The sequence below is a fragment of the Photorhabdus australis DSM 17609 genome, assembly GCF_000711895.1.
Lineage (GTDB): Bacteria > Pseudomonadota > Gammaproteobacteria > Enterobacterales > Enterobacteriaceae > Photorhabdus > Photorhabdus australis.
In genome coordinates this window covers 88,360-112,943 of record NZ_JONO01000010.1, presented here as the reverse complement: position 1 = coordinate 112,943, position 24,584 = coordinate 88,360, and the positions used below count along the sequence as shown (strand labels likewise).

Genomic DNA, 24,584 nt, shown 5'->3' with positions numbered 1-24,584 from the left:
GGATGGGGCGGGTTACAACAAAGCGCATCTGGTGAAGGACTGGGCTTATATCAGCAATATTGAGTTACATTACCTTCCTCCCTACAGTCCCAATTTAAACCCGATAGAGCGATTATGGAAGGTCATGAATGAACAGGTTCGAAATAACCGTTATTTCGCTAATAAACAGGAATTTCGAGACAAAGTGTTCAAATTTTTCACTACAACGCTACCTGATATAGCGGACTCGCTGACATCGAGAATTAATGACCATTTTCAGGTGCTAAAAACTGCATCTTGAAGTTTCTTGGGTATATATTTAACTAAGAATCTATTTTGAATACCAATGGCCCGATGCGAAGCAGTAAATTTTTTCTTTAATACATCAGGCCAAAGGTTACTCTTGTTTTGAACTAAGCTGGATTATTCAAAATTATTTGGTTGCTGAAGCATCGATCAAGATACCGCCAATGGAGCACCAAGTATCCCACGATACTTTGGATGGTGTGTTTTGCTGTATGAGCCAGAGTGTGTTATCAGTACCGCGTGCAAAGACGTTAAACCGACCGGAGGAACTTTTCATTACGACTGGCGCGCTGGTAATCGAGCCACCTAATGAGGCCCAGTCAGACCATAGACCTGAATGGGCTTCCGTCTGCCAGATGTGCCCGACTGAGTTATTGGCGTTACGCACAAAAACCTCGAGACGACCGTCAGTGTTGACCTCTACCGCTGGGTTGCTGGTGAGCACGCCACCTAGCGATTCCCAATTCGACCATTGACCAGCATATGTTTTTTGCCAGACGTGCCAGAGTGCGTTATCGGTGCCACGCGCAAAAATCTCAAGCCGACCATCGGCGTTACTGATTAGCACGGGTTCGCTGGTGATCTCGCCATTTAATGATTCCCAGGCTGACCATGGACCTGCTTGTTCTGTCTGCCAGATGTGCCAGAGAGCGTTATCAGAGCCACGTGCAAAAATCTCAAGTCGCCCTCCGGGATAGATATATACTGCTGGGTTGCTGGTGAGCACGCCACCTAGCGATTGCCAGTTCGACCATGGAGAGGAATGGGGAGCTGTTTGTTTGATGTACCAGAGTGCGTTATCACTGCTGCGTGCAAAGACTTCAAGTCGACCATCGTAGTTAGCACATACTACTACCGGGTCGCTGGTGAGCGAGCCACCTAAAGAGCACCAGCCGGCCCAACCGGAATTGGGAGAGAATTGCCAGTTATGCCAGAGTGCATTATCCGTGCTTCGCACGAATACTTCCAATCGACCGTCTGAGTTGATGTGAACGGCAGGTTTGCTAGTCGCTTGTCCCCGAAGTGAGTACCAGCCGTATAAGGTGGAGCTTGTATCTGATACCGTTTGCCAATTATGCCACACGGCATGGTCAGAGCCTACACCGAAAATTTCGAGCCGATTATCTGCATTTTTTCCCAGAGAGACCACACCGGATAATGCGTTTATCGAGTATTCGGTATTATATAGATTTAATGTTTCAGCCGAGTTTATTTTCATATATACGCCTCATTAAAAAAATAATCTTTCAGATTCACTAAATAGCCATTTAATACGCAAGATAATTAATTTTTTATACTAATTTTTTTTGCTGATTTTTGAACAGCATAAAATAAATATAATTATATATTATAAACGCCGTGTGTTGATATGTTTTTTTACATGTAATTGTTCAAAGGTAATTAATTAAATATAAACTGTTTTTTTATTTAAAAATCACTCTGTATTTCTATTTGCAATATTTTTGTATCTTGAATTATTTAGTGAATTTATTTGCAATAATATTTACTAATGGTTTGCTTATAACAACTTAAATGAACTAATGACTTGATCGCTTTATAATCTTATATTGATGGAATCTGGTATTGATTTGTAAATTTGGTTTTGATTTAAAATCTATTGGGTATATACCGAATGAACTTCAAGATGCTTGAGTTGTCAGACATAAAAACATTTAAATTCAACAGCATAGTCGTTTTTCAAACATGCACTTTGAAGTATCTTGAGTATATACCCTATGGATTTCAAGATGCATCACGGCGGCAAGGGAGCGAATCCCCGGGAGCATAGATAACTATGTGACTGGGGTGAGTGAGTGCAGCCAACAAAGAAGCAACTTGAAAGATGGCGGGTATAAAGGCCCATAGAAACCAGTATCAGACTTATTATGTGAAAATATCAGGAAGGATTATAACAGTTAACAGCTACCATTTAGTCATTCGATATTATATCAGTGATATTTCCATGATTTTCTATTTTAATTTCACTTTTTCGGTTAATTTTGCTTTTATCAATTAATAAAATTGATTGTAATGCTCGTTTTATAAGAATCTCTTTGAATGCTGCGTTATCAATATTCGAATCCCATAAATCGCCATTTGCATCAATGCCGTCACAGGAGAAAATGAAGAGATCAATTTCTAAATTTTTTAATTGAGCAATAAGTGATGAACTAATGTAGCAAGCATATTTACGATGAAGGACTCCCCCTGAGCTGATTAATTGAATGTTTTTTTTCTTTGATAATTCATGACAAATACGAATGCTATTTGTAAAAACAGTGATATTAATATCAGGGAGTTGTTTTGCTAAATACCAACAAGTTGAACTTGCATCAAGTGCAATGATCATTCCTTCGCTTATCCAGGTCACAGCTTGCTGAGCAATAAGCGATTTACTTGAGAAATGGCTTTTAACTCGAATGTGAAAGGGGTCTCCATTATCTAGTGTTTCTCCGTTTAAGCTTTTTGCTCTTCCATGTAAACGCAGAAGATGACCATGCTCCTGAAGCAATCGCAGATCTCGACGTATTGTTTCTCTACTTACGTGTAAAACTTCTGCAAGTTCAGTCGTTGTCAATGATTCATGTTGATGAAGAAGATCCATAATTTTTTGATGTCGCTCATTTCTCATAGGGGAATCTCTTTTATAAAATCCTGGGCTAATGAATCATAAGTTTTTTGGTGTTCACCGGGTGTATGAAGTTCATAGTGATAAGAAAATTGTTCACGGGCTTTTTCAGGCGATTCATAGTAACCTGCACCAAACCAGGCAAAGAAAGACGCGCCGAGTACAGTTGTTTCTGCTTCATTAAGTACTTTTATTGGCATGTTTAGAATATCGGCTTTTATTTGGTTCCAGAGATGATTTCGGCTACCCCCACCTACTAGCACTAATTCTTTAGAATGAAATCCGCTTATTTTCTCTAAAAGAGACAGATTTTGTTTTAACTGATATCCCAAAGCTTCTAATGCGGCACGATAAAAATGACGGCGATCAGTATTTAACGTTGTTCCACGCCACCCCGCTCTGGAGGTTAATAAATGACAATTCATTCTTAAGTTATTCGAACCGGGAGGAACCGATAAAGCTTCATGGATCATTTGGCGATAGGCTTCTGAAGGAGGAATATCTTGCCAGAAAAGTCCTCGAATCCATTCAAGTACCCCGGAAGCCAGCCATTGCAAACCTGGGTTAAAAAATCCTTTTCTCGCGTCCAATTCACAGGTAGAGCCAGCATAATAAGGTAAAATACCGGTATTTACATAAGGGGTGCGTACCATCAGAATTTCCCAGGTACCCGAAGATAATACGGGTTGATGCAAATCAGCGCCTGAACCAAATAAAGCAAATTGTGTGTCATGGCCAGAAGAAATAACTGGAATTCCTGAAGGCAAGTTTAACTTTCGGGCTGCCTTTGATGTCAAATTGCCAATTTGTTCGCCAGCAGAAACGAGTTCAGGAAATAAACGTGCCGAAATAGAAATCGCATCTAAGATTTCTTCACTAAATTGATCATGATGAATATTGAGTAACTGGCTGGTTCCGGCCATGGTTCTGTCAGTAGACATCACGTCTGTTAAGCGATAATTAATTAAAGAGGAGATAAATAACCATGCATGAGCTTGATTTAAAAGGGTAGGGTAATTTTCTTTTAACCAGATTAGTTTATAAAGCGTATTAAAATTAAATTGTCCGACACCGGATATCGTTTGTAATTTTTCAGCAGGGAAGTAATGAGTAATATTTTCAACAATGGGGATTGTTCGTGGACATTTCCAACTAATTATTGGATATAGTAGGTCACCTTTTGCGTTGACCAGTGTTCCGTCAACACCAAAGGTTGTCACCGTTACTGCGCGTATCTTATAACCTGATAATTCAGGGATAATCACACGGCAACAGCTCGCCAGCCGTTCTAAAATGGCATCCAGTGACCATATATGCCAGTGAGGATTGGCCTTATCCGGTTCACTGGTATTTAGGGTTGATTCTTTTGCAATCACATTACCTTGTGGATCAATTGCAATAACCCGCACATTCGTAGCACCACAATCTAAAACTAAAATGACATCTTGAGTCATGCGAGCTCCTATCATGAATAATGGCGGCACAATTCGTACCGCCGCCAGCGATTATTGCTTATAGAGAGGACCATAGTTTTGGCAGGCTCGGTAATCTGAACCTTCAGGATCCATACCGTGTGCACTCCATGAAGAAGGACGATAAATGGTTTTTTCATCCACGTTATGCATACAAACAGGGATTCTTAACATCGCAGCTAATGTAATGAAGTCTGCGCCAACATGACCGATAGAGAGCACTCCGTGATTGGCCCCCCAATTCGCCATAACAGAGTACACGTCCTTAAAGGCGCCTTTACCGGTTAAACGTGGTACAAACCAGGTTGTGGGCCAGGTTTCATTTGTTCGTTTATCCAGAACGTCATGAATATCTTTAGGCAGCTCTGCACTCCAGCCTTCAGCTATTTGCAGAACGGGACCAAGACCTTTAATCATATTGATCCGGCTCATGGTGAAAGGAACGCCTCCTTTTGTTAAGAATTTGGAGGAGAATCCGCCACCTCTGAAATATTCATGGATTGCCGGATACCACCGCGTTGCAGCCAGACAGGCATTCACTTCCTCGTTGGTAATTTCCCAGTGAGGTTTCATCGTAGGATGACCCTGCTCGTCTTTTTGACAACAGGTTCCGTCCAGCGTTGCAGAACCTGAATTAATGAGATGGAGTATCCCATTTTCTGCCAGCCCTGTAAGTTTTTGGCCCGTGACACGTTCAACAGATTCGGGAGACCAGAAGGTGCGAACATCAGCAAAAATCTGAGCGGTGTTTGTTAGCATATGACCAAATAGCATGGCGATGCCATTTAGGCTGTCGTTTTCTGTTGCAATCGGAAATGGCTGACGAATGCCGTTCCAGTCGAATGAACTATTTAAAATGGCTTCTGCCATATCGCCATTAGGGTATTGATCTGTCCAGTGACGTTGCCCCTGGAAACCTGCAACAATCGCGTTGTAGCCGAGAGCTTCTTCGCCATACCCTTTTGCTTTCAGCGTTGGATTTCCTTGCATCATGTCACGAATACAGATAGCCATGAGTAAACTTTCGCGCAGAATGTGACGATGACTTTCTGGTGAACGGCGATATTGTTCAGCATTCAGGTCTTCACCATATTGAAAATATTTATCTACCCAGGATAAGGCGAGTTCCAGCTCCTCTTCATCATATATTTGCTTATCAATACGACGGCGTAATTCAGTCATATCAACAGATTGGACTTTCATACCAAGCCAGGATTCAAAAAAGTTATGATCAACAATTGAGCCAGCGATACCCATTGAGACACCGCCAACAGCGAGGTAAGTTTTTCCTTTCATACTGGCAACGGCCAATCCAGCACGTGCAAATCGTAGCAATTTTTCTTTAACATCGTCAGGAATGCGAGTGTCATTAGTATCTTGAACTTCATGTCCGTATATAGAAAAAGCGGGGATACCTTTTTGCGCGTGAGCGGCTAAGGCTGCGGCAAGATAGACTGCACCAGGACGTTCAGTCCCATTAAAACCCCAGATAGCTTTCGGTCTGGTTGGTACCATATCTATTGTTTCACTGCCATAACACCAACATGGGGTGACAGTCACTGTCAGACCAACATTTAATATGCTGAATTTTTCATCACAAGCGGCAGATTCAGCAAGACCAGCAATGCACGAATCTGCAATAACGCATTCAACAGGGGTGCCGCAAGGATGGCAAATATGTTTAGTCAATAAATTAGCTGTCGCTTTTGCCATATTCATAGTTTGATCTTCGAGTGATTCACGTACCCCCAGACGACGACCATCAATAACTGGGCGAATGCCAATCTTGGGTAAATTCATATGCTTTTTCATGTTATTTCCTCATCTAAATAAAGTTGTTATTTGCCCCTTTAATTAAACGGATTACTGGGCACCGCATTTGTGCGGAATTTTGCGAAAATCAAAATCACAGAAAAACAGAGGGCGGGGACCAGCTCAGCAGTTGGAATGTGGCCTACAGCATCACTGACAAATCCCATAATAGGCGTTACGATGCCACCACCGACAATGGTCATGACAATCAATGAAGAGCCATATTTAGTATCCTGACCTAATCCTTTAATGCCTAATGAGAAGATGGTTGGGTATTGAATAGACATAAATATGCTGCAAATGGTCAATGCCATTAAGCCGATGTGCCCCCCGGCGAACGCGGAAATAATGCAAAGGATCATGGATATTGAGGCATAACAAGCCAAAACTTTTTCTGGAGCGAACCGTTTAACTAACCAAGTACCACTTGATCGACCAATAAAGAAAAGTACCATTGTTGCTGTCAGGTAATTAGCGGCATACCCCGGAGTCATACCCGGAATTTCATCAATGGCATAACGTATAAGGTAACTCCAGCAAGCTGTTTGTGCACCGACATAGCAAAATTGGGCTAATACGGCCCAACGCCAGTGCTGGATTTTGATAATACGTCGCAAAGACTTAAAGAATGAGCTGTTATTATCATGTGCATCACTTTGTATTACAGGAAATTTGGTCAATAAGACTAAAAAGGCAATGACCAAAACGACGGCAACGATAATCATGTAAGGGGATTGTACCGTCAAAACGAGGCTATGGTTATAGGCATCAAGTTGCTTAACGGTCATTTTATCAAGTGTTTCTTGGGGCAAATGGGGAACGTTAGATAAAATCAAGTTTTGCCCAAAAATAACGGCGATAATTGCCCCAAATGAATTAAATGTTTGTGCCAGATTAATTCGAAAATGCCCCGTTTCTTCTGGGCCTAAGACAGTGACGAAAGGATTAGCCGCTGTTTCTAAGCAGCCTAATCCGGCGGCGATAATAAAAAGCCCGAACAGGAATAGTGTATAATTCATCGCTTTTGCTGCGGGCCAAAAAAGTGCAGCACCCACAATATAGAACAATAATCCAGTCATTATTCCCGCTTTATAACTTAACTTATTCATTAATATACCAGCAGGAATGGGAATAATAAAATAACCAAAATAAAATGCCGATTGAATTAACCCAGCCTGGAAGTTTGTTAAGGTAAATGCCTTTTGAAATTGAGGTAGTAATATATCATTTAAATTATTTGCCACAGCCCATAAAAAAAAGAGAGAACATAAAATAGCAAAAGGAATTAAGTAACCTCTGTTTTTTTTCTTATCTCGAGCTATATTTGGTTGTATCGATATGTTATCCATATTACCCTCTATATTACCGCTGATATTGTAATTCTTCCAGAAGCAGTAGTATTTTTAGTCATTTATGAGATGAAAAAAGGATCTAAATCACATTTATTTATTCATTCGGCTAAACTGTGAACTTAATCACTGAAATAAACCTATTACCGACGTTCGTTTATATTTTCTTTTTATTTAATTTGGTCGTAAACATGACCGTATGATTTTTTTTATAAGAAAACGGTCAATCAAACCAATATATCTTATGGATTTCAAGATGCTTCGCGACGGCAAGAGAGTGAATCCCCGGGAGAATAGCGAACAATGTGACCGGGGTGAGTGAGTGCAGCCAACAAAGAGGCAACTTGAAAGATAACGGGTATAAATGACTGTTTGAGTTAGAAATGAAAAATACGGAATAAAAAAATAAATAGGGATATTTAGAAAAAAGAAAAAGTTCTGAAAATATTTGAAATTAATCACAAAAACTAACTAAAACGTTTATTTTAAAACAACAAAGTACTACAAAAATAAAAGGTAGATTTAATCATTTTTAAATAGGATAAATAATAATGAAAAGAAATGCATTATCTCGAGAAATTATTGATACATGTTTGGAAATGACCCAACTTGGGTTGAATCAAGGTACAGCAGGTAATGTCAGTGTCCGTTATAAAGATGGAATGTTAATTACCCCGACAGGGATACCTTATAGACAATTGACTGAAACACATATTGTCTATGTGGATGAAAATGGTCAACACGAGGATCATAAAGTTCCCTCTAGTGAATGGCGTTTTCATCAAGCGGTTTATCATGCCAGGCCCGATGCAAATGCAGTTATCCATAATCATGCAATTCACTGCGTCGCAGTTTCTATTTTAAATAAATCGATCCCGGCTATTCATTATATGATTGCAGCGGCGGGAGGAGATTCTATTCCCTGTGTACCTTATGCAACATTTGGCACTAAACAACTCTCCGACTATGTATTTGATGGGTTTAAAAATAGAAAAGCCATTTTATTACAGCATCATGGGATGATCGCTTGTGAGGTTAATCTGCAAAAAGCACTATGGCTTGCGCATGAAGTTGAAGTGCTCGCTCGCCTGTATTTACAAACTTTGGCGATTCAAAATCCGGTTCCTGTTCTGAGCCAAGAGGAAATAGCAATTGTGCTTGAGAAATTTAAGACATACGGCTTAAAAATTGAAGAATGAGATCATGCTGACAGAAAGTGGCATATCAACTCAATGATATGCCTTGTACTTAACTAATCGACTTAAAAGTAAGTTGTAATACCCGCGCGAAATGTTCTTCCCGGTGATGGAATATAGCCCAGGCTGAGAGGCTGGATATAATATTTATCAAAGATGTTATCCACACCAAACTCAAACTCTACATGCTTATTCACACGGGCAGTCAGAGAAATATCAGCCACGGTTGCTGGTCGCCAAATAATAGGTGCTAGCAGGGTAGCAGAACCACGGCCTGGTTTTCCTGCTGGCACTGATCTTTGACTATAATGGGAGACTCTTGCATTGAGAGAGATTTGGTCGTTTAAAAATCTTTGTGTCAAATCGAGTGATACGGCGTATTTAGGGGGAATATGGTTGGTGGCATAATCCGAAGGGAGGCTACGTGCAACACAGCCTTCATTTTCTGTACAGAATTTGACATTCGTGTAGTAATTCATAGATAAACGTGCGTCAAAGTGATCGCTGTGATAAACACTTGCTAATTCTAATCCTGCAAATTTCGCTGCTTTAATATTACTGATGTACATACTCCAGTAATCATCCATCCATGATCGGTTGATATAGTCCTTCACCCGGTTATCAAAGTAGGACATTTTAATATCGAAACTGTCATTTTGAGCAATGACATTCGGGAAGCGTGATGTCAGTCCGACTTCTATATTTTTTGAGATTTCAGGTTTTATATGGTCATCAACACTCATCAGGTAGCCACGAATACCTTCAACCATCGATGGAAAACGTGGTGCATAGGCATATTTGGCATGCAGTGCTGTTGCATGATTAAGCTCAAATTTAGCGCCGACCCAATAACCGTGGGCGTGATCTCGCTTATTGTTTACTTTTCCTGAAGTCAGTTGTGGTAACCAAGAGTTACCAGAATGAGCCGGGCTGTAATCTTCGACTCGATAGGATTTGTAATCCCATCCACCCATTAAAGTTAATCGTGCAATAGGAGAATAGTTTCCATTTAGGAAAAGATGATCTTCCCTACGCTGCCCTTCACGGTTAACTGCGTATTGCCACTTTCCTTCGCTTGGGCCAGTACGTTCACGAATAAAACTGGCGCCGTAATTCAACTCAATATCTTGATTTGAAAGTTCAAATAATGAGGTGTTATTCAGATTCATCCCTATTGTACGCATGAATTTTTTATCACCGAGAGTATTATTTGAGGTTCGGGGGCGGTCGTTAACCCGTGTTTGCCACACGCTTATGTCTAAGTTAATCCAGGGATTTGATGCCGGTTCCCATTTGTAATTAAGGCTGTGTCTGTTCATGTTGAGTCGTGTTAGTGGCCCTTGATCTAAAATCATGAAGGTTTGGCTTGGGCTTGCCATATCTGCAACATAAGATTCCCCATAAAGATTTTGGTAATGACTCACGATAGCGGAGATTTCGTGGCCATCACCAAAACGGATTTTTCCTTTACCCAATAGCGATTGGCTATCTTCAGAAGTATTAGGCACGGCATCTCCCATTGCATACAGTGAATAACCTGCCATCTGTTCACTGAATTGTGGAATGTGGCAATCTTGTGGATCGCTTTCACATAGATAACCGGGCATCCCACGTTCTTTGGCACCCGGTCCGTGTTTGCCAGAATGGTAATTACCACGTTTGCGCTGAGCGGCACCAAATAGCAATTCGTAGGACGGTTCGGCCACGGCGAAAACGATACTCCCGGTTCTATTCCTGGCATCAAAAAAAGAAGTTTTTGCTGGGGAAGGCCAGTCATTGCGCTGATAATCGTCAGGATTGGAATGGTTGTTCAGCAGACTGCCTTTCAGACGAAGCCCGACTTTTTGTCCCTCAAGCAGAATATCACTGGCTTCGATGGTTTTTATCTCCACGACACCCCCAATGGCTCCCATACCGCCTTTTCCGGTCGGGCCTTTGCTGATATCTACCCGGCCAATAAAATCGGGATCAATAAAGGAACGGTTGGAGACACCTTGATAACCGCGGTATAGAGCGGTCTGGTTAGATGCGCCGTCAACGGTCGTCAAGACTCGCCCTTGTCCTTGCAAGCCACGAACATTGACATCCAGACTGCCTGAACTGCGTGCTTCGCCGGATAAAACGCCGGGGGTTATTTTGAAAATATCGACAGGATGGATCACACCAAATTTTTCGATATCTTTGCCTTTGATGGTGGTACTGTCGAAACGCAATGGCTCATTTCCCGTGTACCCGCGATTGCCTGCTACCGTAAGAGGGTCTAGTTCTATGACACCATGGTTGGTCATATTCTTTGCCATTTTTACCAGCGTATAACTGCCATCGTCACGCTGGGACAGGCGTAAATGACAACCTGTGAGTAGTTGTACTAAACCTTGACGAGCGGTAAAACTGCCGTTTAACGAAGGTGCGGTTAACCCGTTGGTTAAATTTGGATCGAAGGAGAGCGCTGTACCGGTTTGAGCAGCAAAACGAGATAAAGAATTGCCTAATGAACCCGCCGGAATGTTGACAGAATAAAGGGGATCTGTTGGTGTGGTTGCGTACAGGGATGGTGCTGATAGTAGCATCAATGGAAGCAACAAGATGGTTAAAGGCTTTTTCTGCCAACATGGTTGTGAACCCGGACAGTTAATATGATATGGCATAGATAATTTCTCCACAGCTTTTTAAGCTCCTTTTATCTCTATGCCGTATGAGATTGAAAAAAGTGTCAGCAAAAATAATTATTTTTATCGACTGGGTGAAGAGAGGGTAACCCAATAACGAGTCAGGCTGTGCATTGAGAGAGGATAGGTTTGCAAGAGCATCTGTATTGCCAAATCTGTATCCTGTGTGGGAAAAGCACCGGAGACACGCAGATTAGCTACTGCATCATCACAGCGGATCACACCGGAACGATAGCGATTCAATTCGGTCACTACTGTTGCCAGCGGCAGGTTATCTGCCATTATCATGCCCTGTAACCAGCTTAGAGATGTGGATGAACGTGGATATGGTGAGGCAACTGCAAATTGAGTGAAATGTGTTGCTTTTCCGGCATACAGTATTTGTGATAATCCATTATCTGGCATGATGCGGACTGTCCCTTCCACGATTTCCACCTCAGTATGGGAGGCTTGTTGACGGACGCTGAATTTCGTACCGAGTGCCACAATAGAACCTTGTTTGGTTTGTACTTTAAATGGGCGTACTGGCTGGTGGCTATCTTTATGAGTTTCAATATAAATTTCTCCCAGCTTTAAACGAACAAGCCGCTGAGTATTGTCATAATCAACATCTGTTGCGCTTTGTGTATTTAACGTCAGTTGACCGCCATCGGGTAATGGCCAGTGCTGTATTTGTCCTGTCCGAGTGTGATAATCGCCAGTGAAGAGCTTAAATTGATCAGGTTGCCAGAAGAGTGATACCCCAGCCGGTATTAACAACATCAGAGTAAGCTTGCTGATAGTTTCTCGGCGGGAAAGAGTTTGCTTACTGTTTAACAGCGGTGAGGCGATATGAGGTGGTAGATGATGTAACCGGGTTAACAGACATTGTGCCCGCTCCCAGGCTTGAGCATGTTCTGGACTTTGTGCGCACCAGGCAGCGCAAGCATTCCGGTCAGCTTCGCTGACATGACTATCATTCAGAATGGTCAACCATTCTGCGGCTTCTGCCAAAATTGTTTTAGTGGATGTGCTTGATGAATGAGATGTATCCGTGGAGGTCATATCAATCCCTTATGCCATTGCTATCAGACACTGATAAAAACCTTGTTTCATATAGCGCTTTACCGTAGATAGCGAAATATTCATGTGATTTGCAATATCTTCATATTTCATTCCCTCTATTTGGGAAAGCAAAAAGACCGTTTGAACGGGTATGGAGAGCTGGCTAAGCATGATGTCAATTTCCTGAAGTGTTTCGAGGATAATCAATTTTTGCTCCGGTGCAGGAATAAGCTGCTCAGGCAGGCTGACGAGTAAATCCAGATACGACTGTTCAAGTGAGCGGCGGCGATACCAATTAATCATCAGTCCCCTAGCGATAGTGATGATATAGGCACGGGGTTCGTTTAGTTGCTGTGGTAAAGGTGAACGAAGTAATTTAACAAAAGTATCTTGAGCCAGGTCAGCAGCGGTTTCATCGCAGTTAAGACGATGCTTAAGCCAGCGAAATAGCCAATCATGATTGTGGATGTACATCCACTGGATCTGTTGAGTGTCCAAAACATTAACGGTCATTTTTATGCCACTTCATTAATGTAAATGTAAATCATTATCATTTTTATATGTTACAGGTAATTACTCTCCGTTACCAATGAATAATGGGTGGGGATACGTTGATTAAATGGGTTTTTATTTATCATTTAAAGCTATTGTATATTCGATATCACATTATTTGGCTCAACAAATAGATCAAATAATGATAAAAAATTTTTTTATTTCATTAAAAGTTTCTTTGTTTTTCTTTACTGTGAGTTTAGATAAATATCCTTAAATATATTCAATGAATATGTACCAGCCTACGAGAGTATTAACAATATGGGTATAAAAAAAAGGAATCTATCTATTTGAAATGGTGAGATAATTTTAAATCGCGCCATACTGATGGCACAAAAGTGGCGCGATTATCTGAATTGCGCCACTTTTGTGCCATAATAGCGCGCCATATTCTCACAGGAATTTCTTTTCTATGAACTCAATGACCAATATTTACGAGACGTTGCGTGTTGCATCACAACCTATGTCTGTTTCTGATCTATTAGCAGAGCATCCCTCTGTTCCCAGACGAACTGTCCAACGTTGGCTGGGACAGCTTGTTGAAGATGGAAAAATACACGCTTTGGGCGAAGGACGAAATCGTCGCTATGTTGTTTCTGGAAAAGAAACATCAAAGCAGGTAATCGAAAGATCCGGCAATTTCCCAAGTTATATCCCATTGTCTGAAGATAGTAAGGATGTTCTCGGTTATGTAGATCAACCTATGGAGGCTAGGGTACCCGTTGGTTATCAACGAGAGTTTCTGGAATCGTATGAACCCAATGTGACTCATTACTTGTCAGTTCCAATTCGTAATCATCTTTGGAGAATAGGAGGGACAAAACAAACTTCACAACCAGCGGGAACTTATGGTAGAGCTATTTTAGATCGTTTACTCATTGATTTATCATGGGCTTCAAGTCGTTTGGAAGGGAATACCTATAGTCGATTGGATACGATCGAATTAATTGAGTATGGCAAAATTGCGGTAGGAAAAGACGCGATTGAAACTCAAATGATCCTAAATCATAAATCCGCTATTGAATTACTCGTTGATGGGATAGTGGAAGCTGATTTTAACCGATATACCATTCTCAATTTGCATAGTGCATTATCTGAAAATTTATTGCTTAATCCTATAGATGAAGGACGTATCCGTCAGCATCAGGTTGAAATAGGAAAAAGTGTTTTCAGGCCGTTATCGGGAGAGGTCTATATTAGTGAAGTTTTAGATTCTTTGCTTGCGAAAGCACAAGTTATCTCAGATCCGTTTGAGCAATCGTTTTTTATCATGGTCCACTTGCCGTATTTACAACCTTTTGCAGATATAAATAAACGAACTTCCCGCCTGGCGGCTAACTTGCCGTTGCTGCGTTCAAATCTATGTCCGTTGACTTTTCTGGATGTACCGGAAGAAGCATATAGCCGCGCAATGCTTGGTGTTTATGAAATGACCAGAGTTGAATTGTTACGAGATCTCTATTTATGGGCTTACGAGCGTTCTACTCAAGAATATCTGGCTCTTAGGCAGGAAATTACTGAACCAGACCCGTTAAGGTTACAATATAGAAATACGATTAAGCAGGTTGTTTATCAGGTTGTTGTCACACCGGAAATGGATTCGCTTGAAGTTATAGATAATTTAATTTCCAATGAATTAAGTCCATCTGAACGTGATACGTTAAAGGCATTGGTTATTGAGGAATTACGGCGATTGCATGAAGGTGTTTTGGCGAGGTATGGGCTTCGACCGGCTCAATTTAAACAATGGAAGGAAAAACACCGATAGTCTTTGTATTCACTCGATTAAATGGTTGTGTGGTTGCCAAGCGTGTTGATGTTAATCATACAGCTGATTCAGGTAAATTAATTAATTAACTTTTTCGCTGTGGTTTGGTACCAGGATCTAAATTTATACGATTAATGATTAGAAATGTGATTCATAAGTCTATTTGTATATTGACAGAGCTAAACACCCATCAGTAATTTTATCTCATATCGACCTGACGTCCTATGGGCAGGGTAATCTATCTAAATGAATTCTTGGTGAAATGGTATGGACCTTTCATATGATTTTCTTTATTTATCAAATATATATTTATCGGTGGATTATCCTGTCAAGCTGCTTCATTGCAATACGATATCATGCTATTTCTGGTTAATGTTTGAATAAGGCAGTCTGAAATGTAATCTGTTTGGATGGGAGTGTTATACAGAATTATCCTAAAAAAACAGAAAGTAGTGTTTTTTTGATTTAAATTTTCGCATTATGTTCTAAAAGTATGTGGAAAAAGCGTTTAAATAAAGGGTTTTAGATGGAAATGCCAATTTATTTTCAATACTGGGGTAAGTCGAAGAGAGAGCCAGAGGCTAATAATGCAGATTATCATCTACTTCCTTATCATTGTTTAGATGTGGCTGCTGTAGGAATACAGCTACTTTCTTTAGAAAGATCATTGACCAAAGATCTTGCTAGTTTTCTGGCATTATCTACGAAGCAATTACAAAGCATAGCCTCTTTTGTATTTGCTTTGCACGATATTGGTAAATTTGCGTCCGCTTTTCAAAGATTGTTTTCCCATCAAGCAGTAGGTCTGTTTCAACCCTATTGCTTGAAGAAATATAATGGCCGTTATTTTAGCCATGCTCGTCTGGGATTATATTTTTGGGAAAATATCAAAACGAAGTTACTTAATAGACTCGTTAATATTGAAGGCATTGAGCAAGCGGAACAACAAGAAATGCTTGATACCTTAATGGTGTTCATGGATTGTGTGTTAGGCCATCATGGTCAGCCAATTGATAAAACAGACTATAAAACGATTAAACGTTTTACTGAACCTCATAATTTCAATGCTGCCACACTCTTTGCTCATCATTTAATTGAATTATTACAACCTGAGTTTCCCATTGAAAAACTACGATCCAAAGAATGGAGACGACGATTAGAGCAAGTGAGTTGGCAGTTTGCCGGTATTACAGTATTGGCAGATTGGATTGGTTCTGATAATCACTATTTTAAATATCAGTCTGAACCTATGCCATTAACGGATTATTGGCAATATGCTCAAACAGTGGCAAAAAAAGCGGTCATGGCGACAGAATTAGGTAAAACGCCAATAGTAAAACCATTTATTTCTATTCAGGAATATTACGGATTTGCCGCAACTCCCTTGCAACAATGGGCTGAATCAATACCAATAGATAATTCACCTCAATTATTCATTCTGGAAGATGTATCTGGGGCAGGAAAGACAGAAGCGGCATTAGCGCTCACACATCGCTTGATGCAAGCAAAAGCCGCCGATGGTTTTTATTTCGGTCTGCCTAGTATGGCGACATCCGATGCGATGTTTAGCCGGGTGGCTGAGCATTATCAACAAATGCTATCGACAGAAGATGGGAGCCGGCCAAATATTGTTTTGGCTCATGATGTACGGAAGATGATGAATAAACAATTTCGTGCAGCTGCTTTGGTCTCAAGATATATGGATAGCAGCGAGAGTAAGAAAGATATCACGGCTTCAGTGTTGTGTAGTCAGTGGTTAGAAGACTCACGTAAAAAAGCACTGTTAGCGCCTGTTGGTATCGGGACCATTGATCAAGCATTATTGGCTGTATTGCCAAGGCGTCATCAATCATTGAGATTGCTCGGGCTTAATCACAAGGTATTAATCGTTGATGAAGTCCATGCTGCTGATGAATTTATGTTTAATTTATTGGAAAATTTATTAGCGCTGCACCTTTATCAAGGTGGTTCGGCTATTTTATTAACTGCAACACTGACCCTTAAACAGCGTCAACGTTTAGCGGATATTTGGTTGAATACCGGTGGGTTAAATTCTCAATTACTGCGAAAAATTAATTTCCCGTTAGCAACAAAAATAAATTTAAACCCTGTAGCACCGATTATTGAACAACCGTTATCGAGTCGAAAAGACGTTAATCGGGAAGTTAAGGTCGAGTTTTTAAATAGCTTTAGCAGTTGTGTTGAAAAAGTATTGGCCGCAATTGTACAAGGGCAATGTGCAGTTTGGATTCGAAATACAGTAGAAGATGCGATTGAAGCTTATCAGGCGTTGCGAAACTTGCTCACTGAACCTGAGCGTTGCTTATTATTTCATAGCCGATTTGTACTGCAACATCGAAAAGAAATTGAAAGTTGTGTGCTGACGATCTTTGGTAAAAATAGTTATGGTGAGATGCGTCGAGGCAAGGCGTTAATTACTACGCGAGTGTTTCAGGAAAGTTTAGATACTGATGCTGATGTCATGATTTCAGATATTTGTCCTATCGATGATCTGATTCAACGAGCTGGACGTTTGCATCGCCATACGCGTGATAGTGATGGCATTTATCAACATGGCATTAAAGACTCACGTTCTGCCCCAGTACTTTTTGTCCATGCACCTGACTGGAAGGAGAATCCTGAATCAGATTGGTTAAGCCATAATTTCCGTAACACACAATATGTTTATCGATCTCCTGCACGTTTGTGGTTAGGCATGCGGGTGTTGAGAAAAATAGGTGCAATACGTATGCCTGCGGATGCCCGCCAATTAATTGAAGCGGTTTATGGTTACGGTGATGAACAAATACCTGAAGCGCTAAGACATCGAGAAGATGAATTAATTGGTGCAGAGCGAAGTCAGGCAGCTAAAGCCAAATCTTATTGGTTGCAATGGCAGTTATATGGTTACTGTGATCGAAGTGCTGATAATTGGTATGAAGATAATTCTGGTATTAATACGCGCTACTGCGATATTGAAACTGTTGAGGTGTTATTACTTAGACTGACCGATTCAGGACAACTCGTACCATGGGTAAATGCTGCTGAATTTTCAGTGCCATTAAGTACGGTTAAATTATCTAAAAATAAATATGCGGATAAATTAGCCCGAATCCCGACTAAATTAATTCCAGCGCTCAATAGATTGCAACAGCGATACCGTCAAATTAAATACTTGCAGCCTTGGTTGCCAGAAAAAGATCCAAAATTTACTTATTCTTCAACAATAGGCTTTTGTGAAAAATAAAAGCAGGAGGTGTTATGAACTTGGTTCAGGACCCATGGTTACCTTTCCGCCTACGTGACGGTAGTGAAAAAATACTGCCTATAAATGCGATATGTGATCATGATGTTATGGACTTTGCATTACCGCGAGCTGATTTTCAAGGAGCAGCTTACCAATTTGCTATTGGTTTATTGCAAACTGTTTTTGCGCCGAAAGATAAGTATCAATGGCATTCTCTGTATCAAGCATCACCTGATAAGAAAACATTACAACAAGCTTTTAATAAAGTTGTACATGCTTTTAATGTTACCGGTACAGGGCCTCTTTTTATGCAGGATTTTGATCCGCTACAAAAAATAAAATCAACTACTGTTGCTGGGCTATTAATTGAAGCCCCGGGAGCTAATGGTTTAAGACTTAATACGGATCATTTTATTAAACGAGGTGTTGGGGATGTGATGTCTCTTGAAATGGCAACGTTGGCACTTTTTACCTTACAAATTAATGCGCCGTCAGGGGGAGCGGGGCATCGTGTTGGATTACGGGGTGGGGGACCATTAACCACATTATTGCTGCCACAACATGATGTAACGTTATGGCGGAAACTATGGTTAAACGTCATTAATCGCAAAGAATGGCATTATTCGGAGCCTGATTTGACCAGTGCCCAGGTTTTTCCCTGGTTGGCACCGACAAAAGTGAGTATTGATCAAGGGACAGAAATTTATTCTGAGGATGTTCATCCCTTACATATGTATTGGGCGATGCCAAGACGTATACGTCTTGTCGTAGTGAATAATAAGCAAGTTTGCAAAGTTTCGGGTAAGTGTTCTGCGTTCACTGTTTCTGAATATCGTACACGAAACTATGGTGGCAATTACTCCGGTAATTGGGTTCATCCGTTAACGCCTTATAAATGGGATACTAAAAGACCCGCTGAACAGTTATCTCTTAAAGGCCAACCGGGCGGGGTGACATATAAAATCTGGGATATTTTGGTTTCTAGCCATCATAATAAGGGACAACGTTGTGCACCTGTAGTAAGCCATTTTTATACTTTATGTTGTGATTTCCCGGAACTACAAAGTGCAATGCCTCGTTTGTGGGTGTTTGGCTACGATATGGATAATATGAAAGCACGTTGCTGGTATTCTGTCTCTATGCCATTATTTTTTGTCTTACCTGAACAACAAGAAAAAGTTTGGAATCAAGTCAAAGAATTACAAAAGCTGGCAACTAATGTGATTTGGCTATGCCGAAACCAGATAAAAGCGGCTTGGTTTGAAAAGCCTATTGATGTAAAAGGCGATATTTCTTTTATTGACCTTATTTTCTGGCAACGCAGTGAGTCTTTATTCTTTTCAGTTATTCACCAGCTTATCGATAATGCCAAACAGAATGCGCCTATTTTGACACCTGAGCAAGCTAAACATTGGCTCAATACATTGTGCCATCTTTGTAGAGATTTGTTTGATGAACATATTACATTATCTGATCTTAGCAATGAGCGTTCAGTGGCAAGACGCATCAAAGCACGTCAGCATTTAATAATGGGGTTGTATGGACAGAATGCTTTAAGAGAGATCAAAATATTTATTGCTAATAACCATATTCAATTGTGTAAACAGGAAGAGTAATGGACAGTAAAATTGAAATCATATTATTGCGCTGGTGGCAAAGTATGTTTTTGTCACCAGAACAATTAAGAGAGAAAGGTATTACTCCGGCGCCTTCTATTTATAAAGCTCAACTAAAACGCTGTGAAAATATCGAGATGGCTATGTTAACCGACGGTTTTCGCGACTTATGGATCCGCTTACCTGATGAAATTAGTTTATCTAATAATCCGGTGAAAATAGAATATTGGGCGATGATAGCGGTGGCATTAGTTTATGTTAGAAGTAACAGTGACATAAAACTGGCGGTAGCAGCGGGTAGGAAAGGTGGTGGAAATAAATCGGTTGTCAGTGAATTGAGATTTTCACAATTACAAAGTGCTAAAACGCCTAATGAATTATTACGCCGATTACGTCGAATTCTACAGCAAGTAAAAGGAAATATTTCTGTTCTGGCCTTGGCTCAGGATATTGAAGAATGGTTTGCTGAATATGGAAAATTACAGCCATACAGGGCAGATAAGCGTATCAATGTGAGGTGGGTTATAGATTATTACCGTGCAGCAAGCGGCAAATCGATTGATTTATCAGATTTTCGTTAATTAATTCTGGGATAATTATTATGAGTCAGTTTATTCAATTACACCTGTTAACTTCTTATGCGCCATCTAACCTTAATCGTGATGATTTAGGTCGCCCTAAAACAGCCAAAATGGGGGGATTTGAACGTTTACGTGTGAGTTCTCAAAGTTTGAAACGTCACTGGCGTACTTCGGAATTATTTGAGCGAACGTTATCAGAGAATATTGGTATTCGTACAAAGCGTTTTGGTATTCAGGTATTTGAAGCCTTACTCAGTGCTGGCGTGAAAGAAAAATCGGCTAAGGCATTAGCTTCAACTATTGCGGGTGTTTTTGGAAAAACGAAAAAAGATGCATTAGAAATTGAACAATTGGCACATATTAGCCCGGCAGAACAACGGTCTGTTATGTCGCTGGTTGCTACATTGGCACGAGAGCGCCGAGCGCCGACATCCGAAGAGCTTAATTTATTAAAAGCTGAGCAAACTGCGGTAGATATTGCCTTGTTTGGTCGAATGTTGGCTTCCAGTCCTGCATTTAACGTCGAAGCCGCTTGTCAGGTTGCTCATGCTATTAGTGTACATAGTGTTGTCGTTGAAGATGATTATTTTACAGCGGTGGATGATTTAAATGATGGTAAGTCAGATACTGGTTCAGCCCATATTGGCGAATCGGGTTTTGCGGCTGCACTATTCTATAGCTACATCTGTATTAATAAAACGCAACTGATAGAGAATTTAGACGGTGATGAAGTGCTTGCTAATAGAGCGATTAAAGCATTGATAGAAGCCGCGGTAAGAGTATCGCCAACGGGTAAACAAAATAGTTTCGCTTCTCGTGCTTATGCCAGTTTTGCTCTTGCTGAAAAAGGAGAACAACAACCGCGTTCTTTATCCGTCGCATTTTTAAAACCAATAAATGACAGTGATCAAGGCCCCGCGGCAATTAATGCATTGGAAAAGCAGATGCAAAATATTGATAAGGTTTATGGTGATTGCGCTGATAAGCGATATAAATTTAACGCATTTACAGGGGAAGGGCGTTTAACTGAACTGCTTAAATTTGTGGTGCAGTAATGGGGGGCAGAATGAAGGCATATTTAGTCTTTCGATTATATGGCCCGATGGCAAGCTGGGGACAGCCTGCGGTTGGAGGGGAGAGACCCACGGGATTGTATCCTAGCCGCTCTGCGATTTTGGGATTATTGGGGGCGGCATTAGGTATTCGACGAGATAATGAGTCTGAATTAGCAAAATTACAAAAAAGTGTCTTGATAGCAATTAAACAAACTATTCCCGGTTTTTTTATGCGTGATTACCATACGACACAAGTCCCGACTCACGATAATCATGTCACTCATTGTAGTCGTAAAAGTGAATTAAGTGCGGATAAACTGAATACCATATTATCGAATCGTGATTATTGTTGTGATGGTATTTGGATAGTTGCTATTTCATTAACTAAACATGCTTCTTTTACTCTTGAACAATTGCAGGATGCTTTATTTAAGCCGGTATTTGTTTTGTATCTTGGCCGTAAATCTTGCCCACCAGCTTTACCTCTTTGTCCTAAATTGATTGAATCATCGACATTAAAAGCTGCATTAGATACACCTTTTCCACCGCTGACTCACTCTGATAAAGAAGATAAATCATGGCTGGGAGCGAATGGTTTTGTTACTTACTTTTGGGAAGGGGATAAAGATGAAATGATCGCTAGAAATATCTTGATAAACCATCCTTGGGATGAGCCGATTAATCGAGGGCGTTGGCAATTCAGGCAACGTATTATGTATCAACTTTCTGTTGAGGAGGGTGTTGATGTATCTATCTAAGATTATGCTCCGACAATCAAGTGAGACTGCAAATATATTGGCAAAACTTGGTGAAAATGGCGTTTATACTTCTCATCAATTATTATGGAAGTTATTTTCAGAGGATGAAAAACGTCATTTTTTATTTCGGGAAGAAATAGGAGTAATAGGATTACCTATATTTTATGTGTTGTCCAAAACTTCACCACAAATTGAGTCCCCCTTATTTGATGTTCAAACGAAAGCATTTTATCCGCTCTTAAAAGAGGGACAACGTTTAGCGTTCAAATTACGTGTCAATCCGACAGTCTGTACGATCGATCCTTTTGGAAAACGTCGGCGTCATGACGTCTTGATGCATGCTAAGTTTCAGGCGAGGCAGAGGGGGGAAACTGAACAGAGAAAAATAAAGGTCATCATGGAGAATGCTGCCCGTAATTGGCTCCTGAATAATCGTCGTATGCAGAAATGGGGTATTCAGTTTGATGATTTACTGGATATTGAAGGTTATACCCAGCATCGAAGCGTAAAAAAGAGAGGGCAGAAAATACAATTTTCCAGTGTCGATTTTCAAGGTCTTCTGACCATTACTAATAGTGATTTGTATTTGGCTCAGTATGCAAAGGGGTTTGGTCGCGCTAAGGCTATGGGATGCGGACTAATGTTAATCAGGACAGTATAATGGCATGCTGATTGAAAGTCGTAATTCGATAATCTCCGTTGGAAGAAACGTATTAATGTTGCGATTTCCTTGATTGATTAGGAATTAGTCGCTATTCTAAAAAACATAGGTAAAATGATTACCATGTTCCTCGCGTTAGCGGGGATAACATAAGCGCTGTATACATCTGGACCAGAAAGAATGTATTCCCTGTGCTCCATGGGATAAACCGCTATACTTAACGAGTAAGAGATAACGTGAAGTAATGTTCCTTGTGCTTACAGGGATGAACCAAACTCAATAAATCTTATTAATGAGAGAATGGTATGTTCCCTATATTGGCGGGGGTAAACCAGAGTATTTAAAATGAAGCGGTTATTTTTCTGAAATGTTCCTTGTTGTTGCGGGGATAAACCGCGTCAAGAGTGATGCTTTATTCAGATCACTAAATGTTCCTTGTTTCTACGGGGATGAACCGAGTAGTGCTCTAAATAGTGTGATGTTAAGGAAATGTTCCCTGTACTTTCGGGGATAAACCGTACGAAAATGACATCTATAATTTGTTTTCCCCAAGGTTCCTTGTCTTTACGGGGGTGAACCGAACTGATACTGATGTATTCTTGTTTTGGAAAAATGTTCCCTGTGTTTACGGGGATAAACCGAACAGTTAGCGTTTGATTCAACAGGGATATACTCGTTCCTCGTACTGACGGGGATAAACCGCTAAAAACAGAGCTATTCTTGTCTATAGCAATGTGTTCCCTGTGGCCCGTAGGACTTTGTTATCTGGGAGGAGACTCCGACATGGTGCTAAAGTTCTTTGGGTTCACTGGGATCAACCGGATTCGGGCTTTATGATGATGGCAGGGTAAAAAAGTTCCCCGTGTTTACGGGGATAAACCGATAATAGAAAAGAGTTGAGTAAAGCGGGTGAAATGTTCCCTGTGCCTATGGGGATACCGTGGTTATCCGTTTTCATTCAGCATTTGTAAGTAATCTGCACTGGTAAGATTGCTAATGTTACCTTTGTCTTTCCTATGCTCTTTTAGCCAATGGATAATCTTTTCTTGTAATATTCCTTCTGGCTCATCCAGTTTCATAGCCAGTTCACCGTGGTCTTCCCAGAGGTCATTCCAGATAGCGAATGCCATCCCTCTCAGGGCGTAATCGGAATGATGCCAGGCATGCGATAAATGACTACCCAAGACAAAGGGCCGTTCACTTCCATCTTGACCGCAATTTTCAGGGCGGAAATACAACTGTGGTTCAGGCAGATCGATCATTAACTCGCTCACTGGTGTCAGAAATGCTGACCAATCGCTCGTGATCATTGCCGGTAATAATTGGCTGAGAACACGCGGGTCCATACTGCGTAGAATCACTTGTTTCTCTTGCAATATCACCTGCTGGCGTGAACGCCAGTGATTAAGCTGTTGCGACCATGAATCATCACTGCGATAAGCCCAGCCCCAACTGTTATCACTTAAGGAATGGCTGTCAAGCCAATGACCTATAATTGATAAAGAATTCAATTTGGGTTGAATTAGCCAGGGGCTGCACTTCAGTAGGTGATCCATTGGGGTACCGCTATACAGTGGAAAAGCTTGCTCCACCCAGTCGTTGCTATAGAACGGAGCAACAGGGTTAGGTTCTGCCAATGAATTGAGCATAAAGAAAACGGGGGGTTTATTAGGGGTGTTCAGCCATTGTTGCCAAGTCATTGAAATATTCATATATCCTCCGAATAGTATATACCCAATAGATTTCAAGATGCATCGCGACGGCAAGGGAGCGAATCCCCGGGAGCATAGAGAACTCTGTGACCGGGGTGAATGAATGCAGTCAACAAAGAGGCAACTTGAAAGATAACAGGTATAAATTGGTTTTAATCCATGGTTCATAGGGGGGCTT

Annotated in this window: 18 protein-coding genes; 9 read left to right on the top strand and 9 right to left on the bottom strand. The window is 40.8% G+C overall.

Annotated features, from left to right (window positions below):
* Positions 1–280: transposase (locus tag BO26_RS05440; protein ID WP_036769669.1), on the top strand; the 280-nt coding region annotated here is incomplete at its 5' end.
* Positions 281–412: 132 nt separating this feature from the next.
* On the opposite strand, the gene BO26_RS05435 is transcribed toward BO26_RS05440, so the two are convergent.
* The 5 genes from BO26_RS05435 to fucP all read right to left on the bottom strand — a co-directional run bounded on the left by BO26_RS05435 (position 413) and on the right by fucP (position 7,547).
* Positions 413–1,504 carry a PLL family lectin gene (locus BO26_RS05435; protein ID WP_036769664.1) on the bottom strand — a complete coding sequence of 364 codons (1,092 nt, stop codon included), beginning with the start codon at positions 1,502–1,504 and terminating at the stop codon, positions 413–415.
* Between the two features lie 711 nt (positions 1,505–2,215).
* On the bottom strand, positions 2,216–2,917 hold the full coding sequence (gene fucR / locus BO26_RS05430) for an L-fucose operon activator (protein WP_036769660.1): 702 nt from the start codon (positions 2,915–2,917) through the stop codon (positions 2,216–2,218).
* Entirely contained in the window at positions 2,914–4,368 is a 1,455-nt protein-coding gene (gene fucK, locus BO26_RS05425) for an L-fuculokinase (protein WP_036769656.1), read from the bottom strand. Before fucK ends, fucR begins: the two co-directional genes overlap by 4 nt.
* 51 nt (positions 4,369–4,419) lie before the next feature.
* On the bottom strand, positions 4,420–6,198 hold the full coding sequence (fucI, locus tag BO26_RS05420) for an L-fucose isomerase (RefSeq protein ID WP_036769653.1): 1,779 nt from the start codon (positions 6,196–6,198) through the stop codon (positions 4,420–4,422).
* Positions 6,199–6,236: 38 nt separating this feature from the next.
* Entirely contained in the window at positions 6,237–7,547 is a 1,311-nt protein-coding gene (fucP, locus tag BO26_RS05415) for an L-fucose:H+ symporter permease (protein ID WP_036769650.1), read from the bottom strand.
* A 551-nt stretch (positions 7,548–8,098) separates the two neighbouring features.
* Between fucP and fucA the strand changes: the two genes are divergently transcribed.
* A complete protein-coding gene (gene fucA, locus BO26_RS05410; protein WP_036769648.1) occupies positions 8,099–8,746 on the top strand; it encodes an L-fuculose-phosphate aldolase in 648 nt (215 codons plus the stop codon).
* Positions 8,747–8,808: 62 nt separating this feature from the next.
* Here the strand turns inward: fucA and BO26_RS05405 are convergent, their stop codons facing one another.
* From BO26_RS05405 to BO26_RS05395, 3 genes are all read right to left on the bottom strand, one after another.
* Positions 8,809–11,391 (bottom strand): TonB-dependent receptor, encoded by a 2,583-nt coding sequence (locus BO26_RS05405; RefSeq protein WP_036769644.1) that lies wholly within the window; start codon positions 11,389–11,391, stop codon positions 8,809–8,811.
* Positions 11,392–11,475: 84 nt separating this feature from the next.
* Complete coding sequence (locus BO26_RS05400; RefSeq protein ID WP_036769641.1) at positions 11,476–12,456, bottom strand: FecR domain-containing protein; 981 nt, start codon at positions 12,454–12,456, stop codon at positions 11,476–11,478.
* Positions 12,457–12,465: 9 nt separating this feature from the next.
* Positions 12,466–12,969 carry a sigma-70 family RNA polymerase sigma factor gene (locus tag BO26_RS05395; RefSeq protein WP_051690880.1) on the bottom strand — a complete coding sequence of 168 codons (504 nt, stop codon included), beginning with the start codon at positions 12,967–12,969 and terminating at the stop codon, positions 12,466–12,468.
* A gap of 451 nt (positions 12,970–13,420) precedes the next feature.
* On the opposite strand from BO26_RS05395, the gene BO26_RS05390 reads away from it, so the two are divergent.
* The 7 genes from BO26_RS05390 (at position 13,421) to cas6e (ending at position 22,694) form a co-directional block, all read left to right on the top strand.
* Positions 13,421–14,776, top strand: a complete 1,356-nt coding sequence (locus tag BO26_RS05390; protein WP_036769638.1) for a Fic family protein — start codon at positions 13,421–13,423, stop codon at positions 14,774–14,776.
* A gap of 526 nt (positions 14,777–15,302) precedes the next feature.
* Positions 15,303–18,023: a CRISPR-associated helicase/endonuclease Cas3 gene (locus tag BO26_RS05385; RefSeq protein WP_036769636.1), complete on the top strand. Its 2,721-nt coding sequence runs from the start codon at positions 15,303–15,305 to the stop codon at positions 18,021–18,023.
* A 14-nt stretch (positions 18,024–18,037) separates the two neighbouring features.
* The gene (gene casA / locus BO26_RS05380; protein ID WP_036769633.1) at positions 18,038–19,639 is read left to right on the top strand and encodes a type I-E CRISPR-associated protein Cse1/CasA; all 1,602 of its coding nucleotides are present in this window, start codon (positions 18,038–18,040) and stop codon (positions 19,637–19,639) included.
* On the top strand, positions 19,639–20,220 hold the full coding sequence (gene casB, locus BO26_RS05375) for a type I-E CRISPR-associated protein Cse2/CasB (protein WP_036769631.1): 582 nt from the start codon (positions 19,639–19,641) through the stop codon (positions 20,218–20,220). Before casA ends, casB begins: the two co-directional genes overlap by 1 nt.
* Before the next feature lie 20 nt (positions 20,221–20,240).
* Complete coding sequence (gene cas7e / locus BO26_RS05370) at positions 20,241–21,275, top strand: type I-E CRISPR-associated protein Cas7/Cse4/CasC (RefSeq protein WP_036769629.1); 1,035 nt, start codon at positions 20,241–20,243, stop codon at positions 21,273–21,275.
* A gap of 11 nt (positions 21,276–21,286) precedes the next feature.
* A complete protein-coding gene (gene cas5e, locus BO26_RS05365; protein ID WP_036769678.1) occupies positions 21,287–22,033 on the top strand; it encodes a type I-E CRISPR-associated protein Cas5/CasD in 747 nt (248 codons plus the stop codon).
* The gene (gene cas6e / locus BO26_RS05360) at positions 22,020–22,694 is read left to right on the top strand and encodes a type I-E CRISPR-associated protein Cas6/Cse3/CasE (RefSeq protein WP_036769627.1); all 675 of its coding nucleotides are present in this window, start codon (positions 22,020–22,022) and stop codon (positions 22,692–22,694) included. Before cas5e ends, cas6e begins: the two co-directional genes overlap by 14 nt.
* Positions 22,695–23,638: 944 nt before the next feature.
* Here the strand turns inward: cas6e and BO26_RS05355 are convergent.
* Positions 23,639–24,406: a DUF4123 domain-containing protein gene (locus BO26_RS05355; RefSeq protein ID WP_036769624.1), complete on the bottom strand. Its 768-nt coding sequence runs from the start codon at positions 24,404–24,406 to the stop codon at positions 23,639–23,641.
* Positions 24,407–24,584 lie beyond the last annotated feature (178 nt).

Excerpts from the sequence above, each read along its gene's own strand:
- BO26_RS05435 (WP_036769664.1), bottom strand. The coding sequence starts at position 1,504 with ATGAAAATAAACTCGGCTGAAACATTAAATCTATATAATACCGAATAC.
- fucR (WP_036769660.1), bottom strand. The coding sequence starts at position 2,917 with ATGAGAAATGAGCGACATCAAAAAATTATGGATCTTCTTCATCAACAT.
- fucK (WP_036769656.1), bottom strand. The coding sequence starts at position 4,368 with ATGACTCAAGATGTCATTTTAGTTTTAGATTGTGGTGCTACGAATGTG.
- fucI (WP_036769653.1), bottom strand. The coding sequence starts at position 6,198 with ATGAAAAAGCATATGAATTTACCCAAGATTGGCATTCGCCCAGTTATT.
- fucP (WP_036769650.1), bottom strand. The coding sequence starts at position 7,547 with ATGGATAACATATCGATACAACCAAATATAGCTCGAGATAAGAAAAAA.
- fucA (WP_036769648.1), top strand. The coding sequence starts at position 8,099 with ATGAAAAGAAATGCATTATCTCGAGAAATTATTGATACATGTTTGGAA.
- BO26_RS05405 (WP_036769644.1), bottom strand. The coding sequence starts at position 11,391 with ATGCCATATCATATTAACTGTCCGGGTTCACAACCATGTTGGCAGAAA.
- BO26_RS05400 (WP_036769641.1), bottom strand. The coding sequence starts at position 12,456 with ATGACCTCCACGGATACATCTCATTCATCAAGCACATCCACTAAAACA.
- BO26_RS05395 (WP_051690880.1), bottom strand. The coding sequence starts at position 12,969 with ATGACCGTTAATGTTTTGGACACTCAACAGATCCAGTGGATGTACATC.
- BO26_RS05390 (WP_036769638.1), top strand. The coding sequence starts at position 13,421 with ATGAACTCAATGACCAATATTTACGAGACGTTGCGTGTTGCATCACAA.
- BO26_RS05385 (WP_036769636.1), top strand. The coding sequence starts at position 15,303 with ATGGAAATGCCAATTTATTTTCAATACTGGGGTAAGTCGAAGAGAGAG.
- casA (WP_036769633.1), top strand. The coding sequence starts at position 18,038 with ATGAACTTGGTTCAGGACCCATGGTTACCTTTCCGCCTACGTGACGGT.
- casB (WP_036769631.1), top strand. The coding sequence starts at position 19,639 with ATGGACAGTAAAATTGAAATCATATTATTGCGCTGGTGGCAAAGTATG.
- cas7e (WP_036769629.1), top strand. The coding sequence starts at position 20,241 with ATGAGTCAGTTTATTCAATTACACCTGTTAACTTCTTATGCGCCATCT.
- cas5e (WP_036769678.1), top strand. The coding sequence starts at position 21,287 with ATGAAGGCATATTTAGTCTTTCGATTATATGGCCCGATGGCAAGCTGG.
- cas6e (WP_036769627.1), top strand. The coding sequence starts at position 22,020 with ATGTATCTATCTAAGATTATGCTCCGACAATCAAGTGAGACTGCAAAT.
- BO26_RS05355 (WP_036769624.1), bottom strand. The coding sequence starts at position 24,406 with ATGAATATTTCAATGACTTGGCAACAATGGCTGAACACCCCTAATAAA.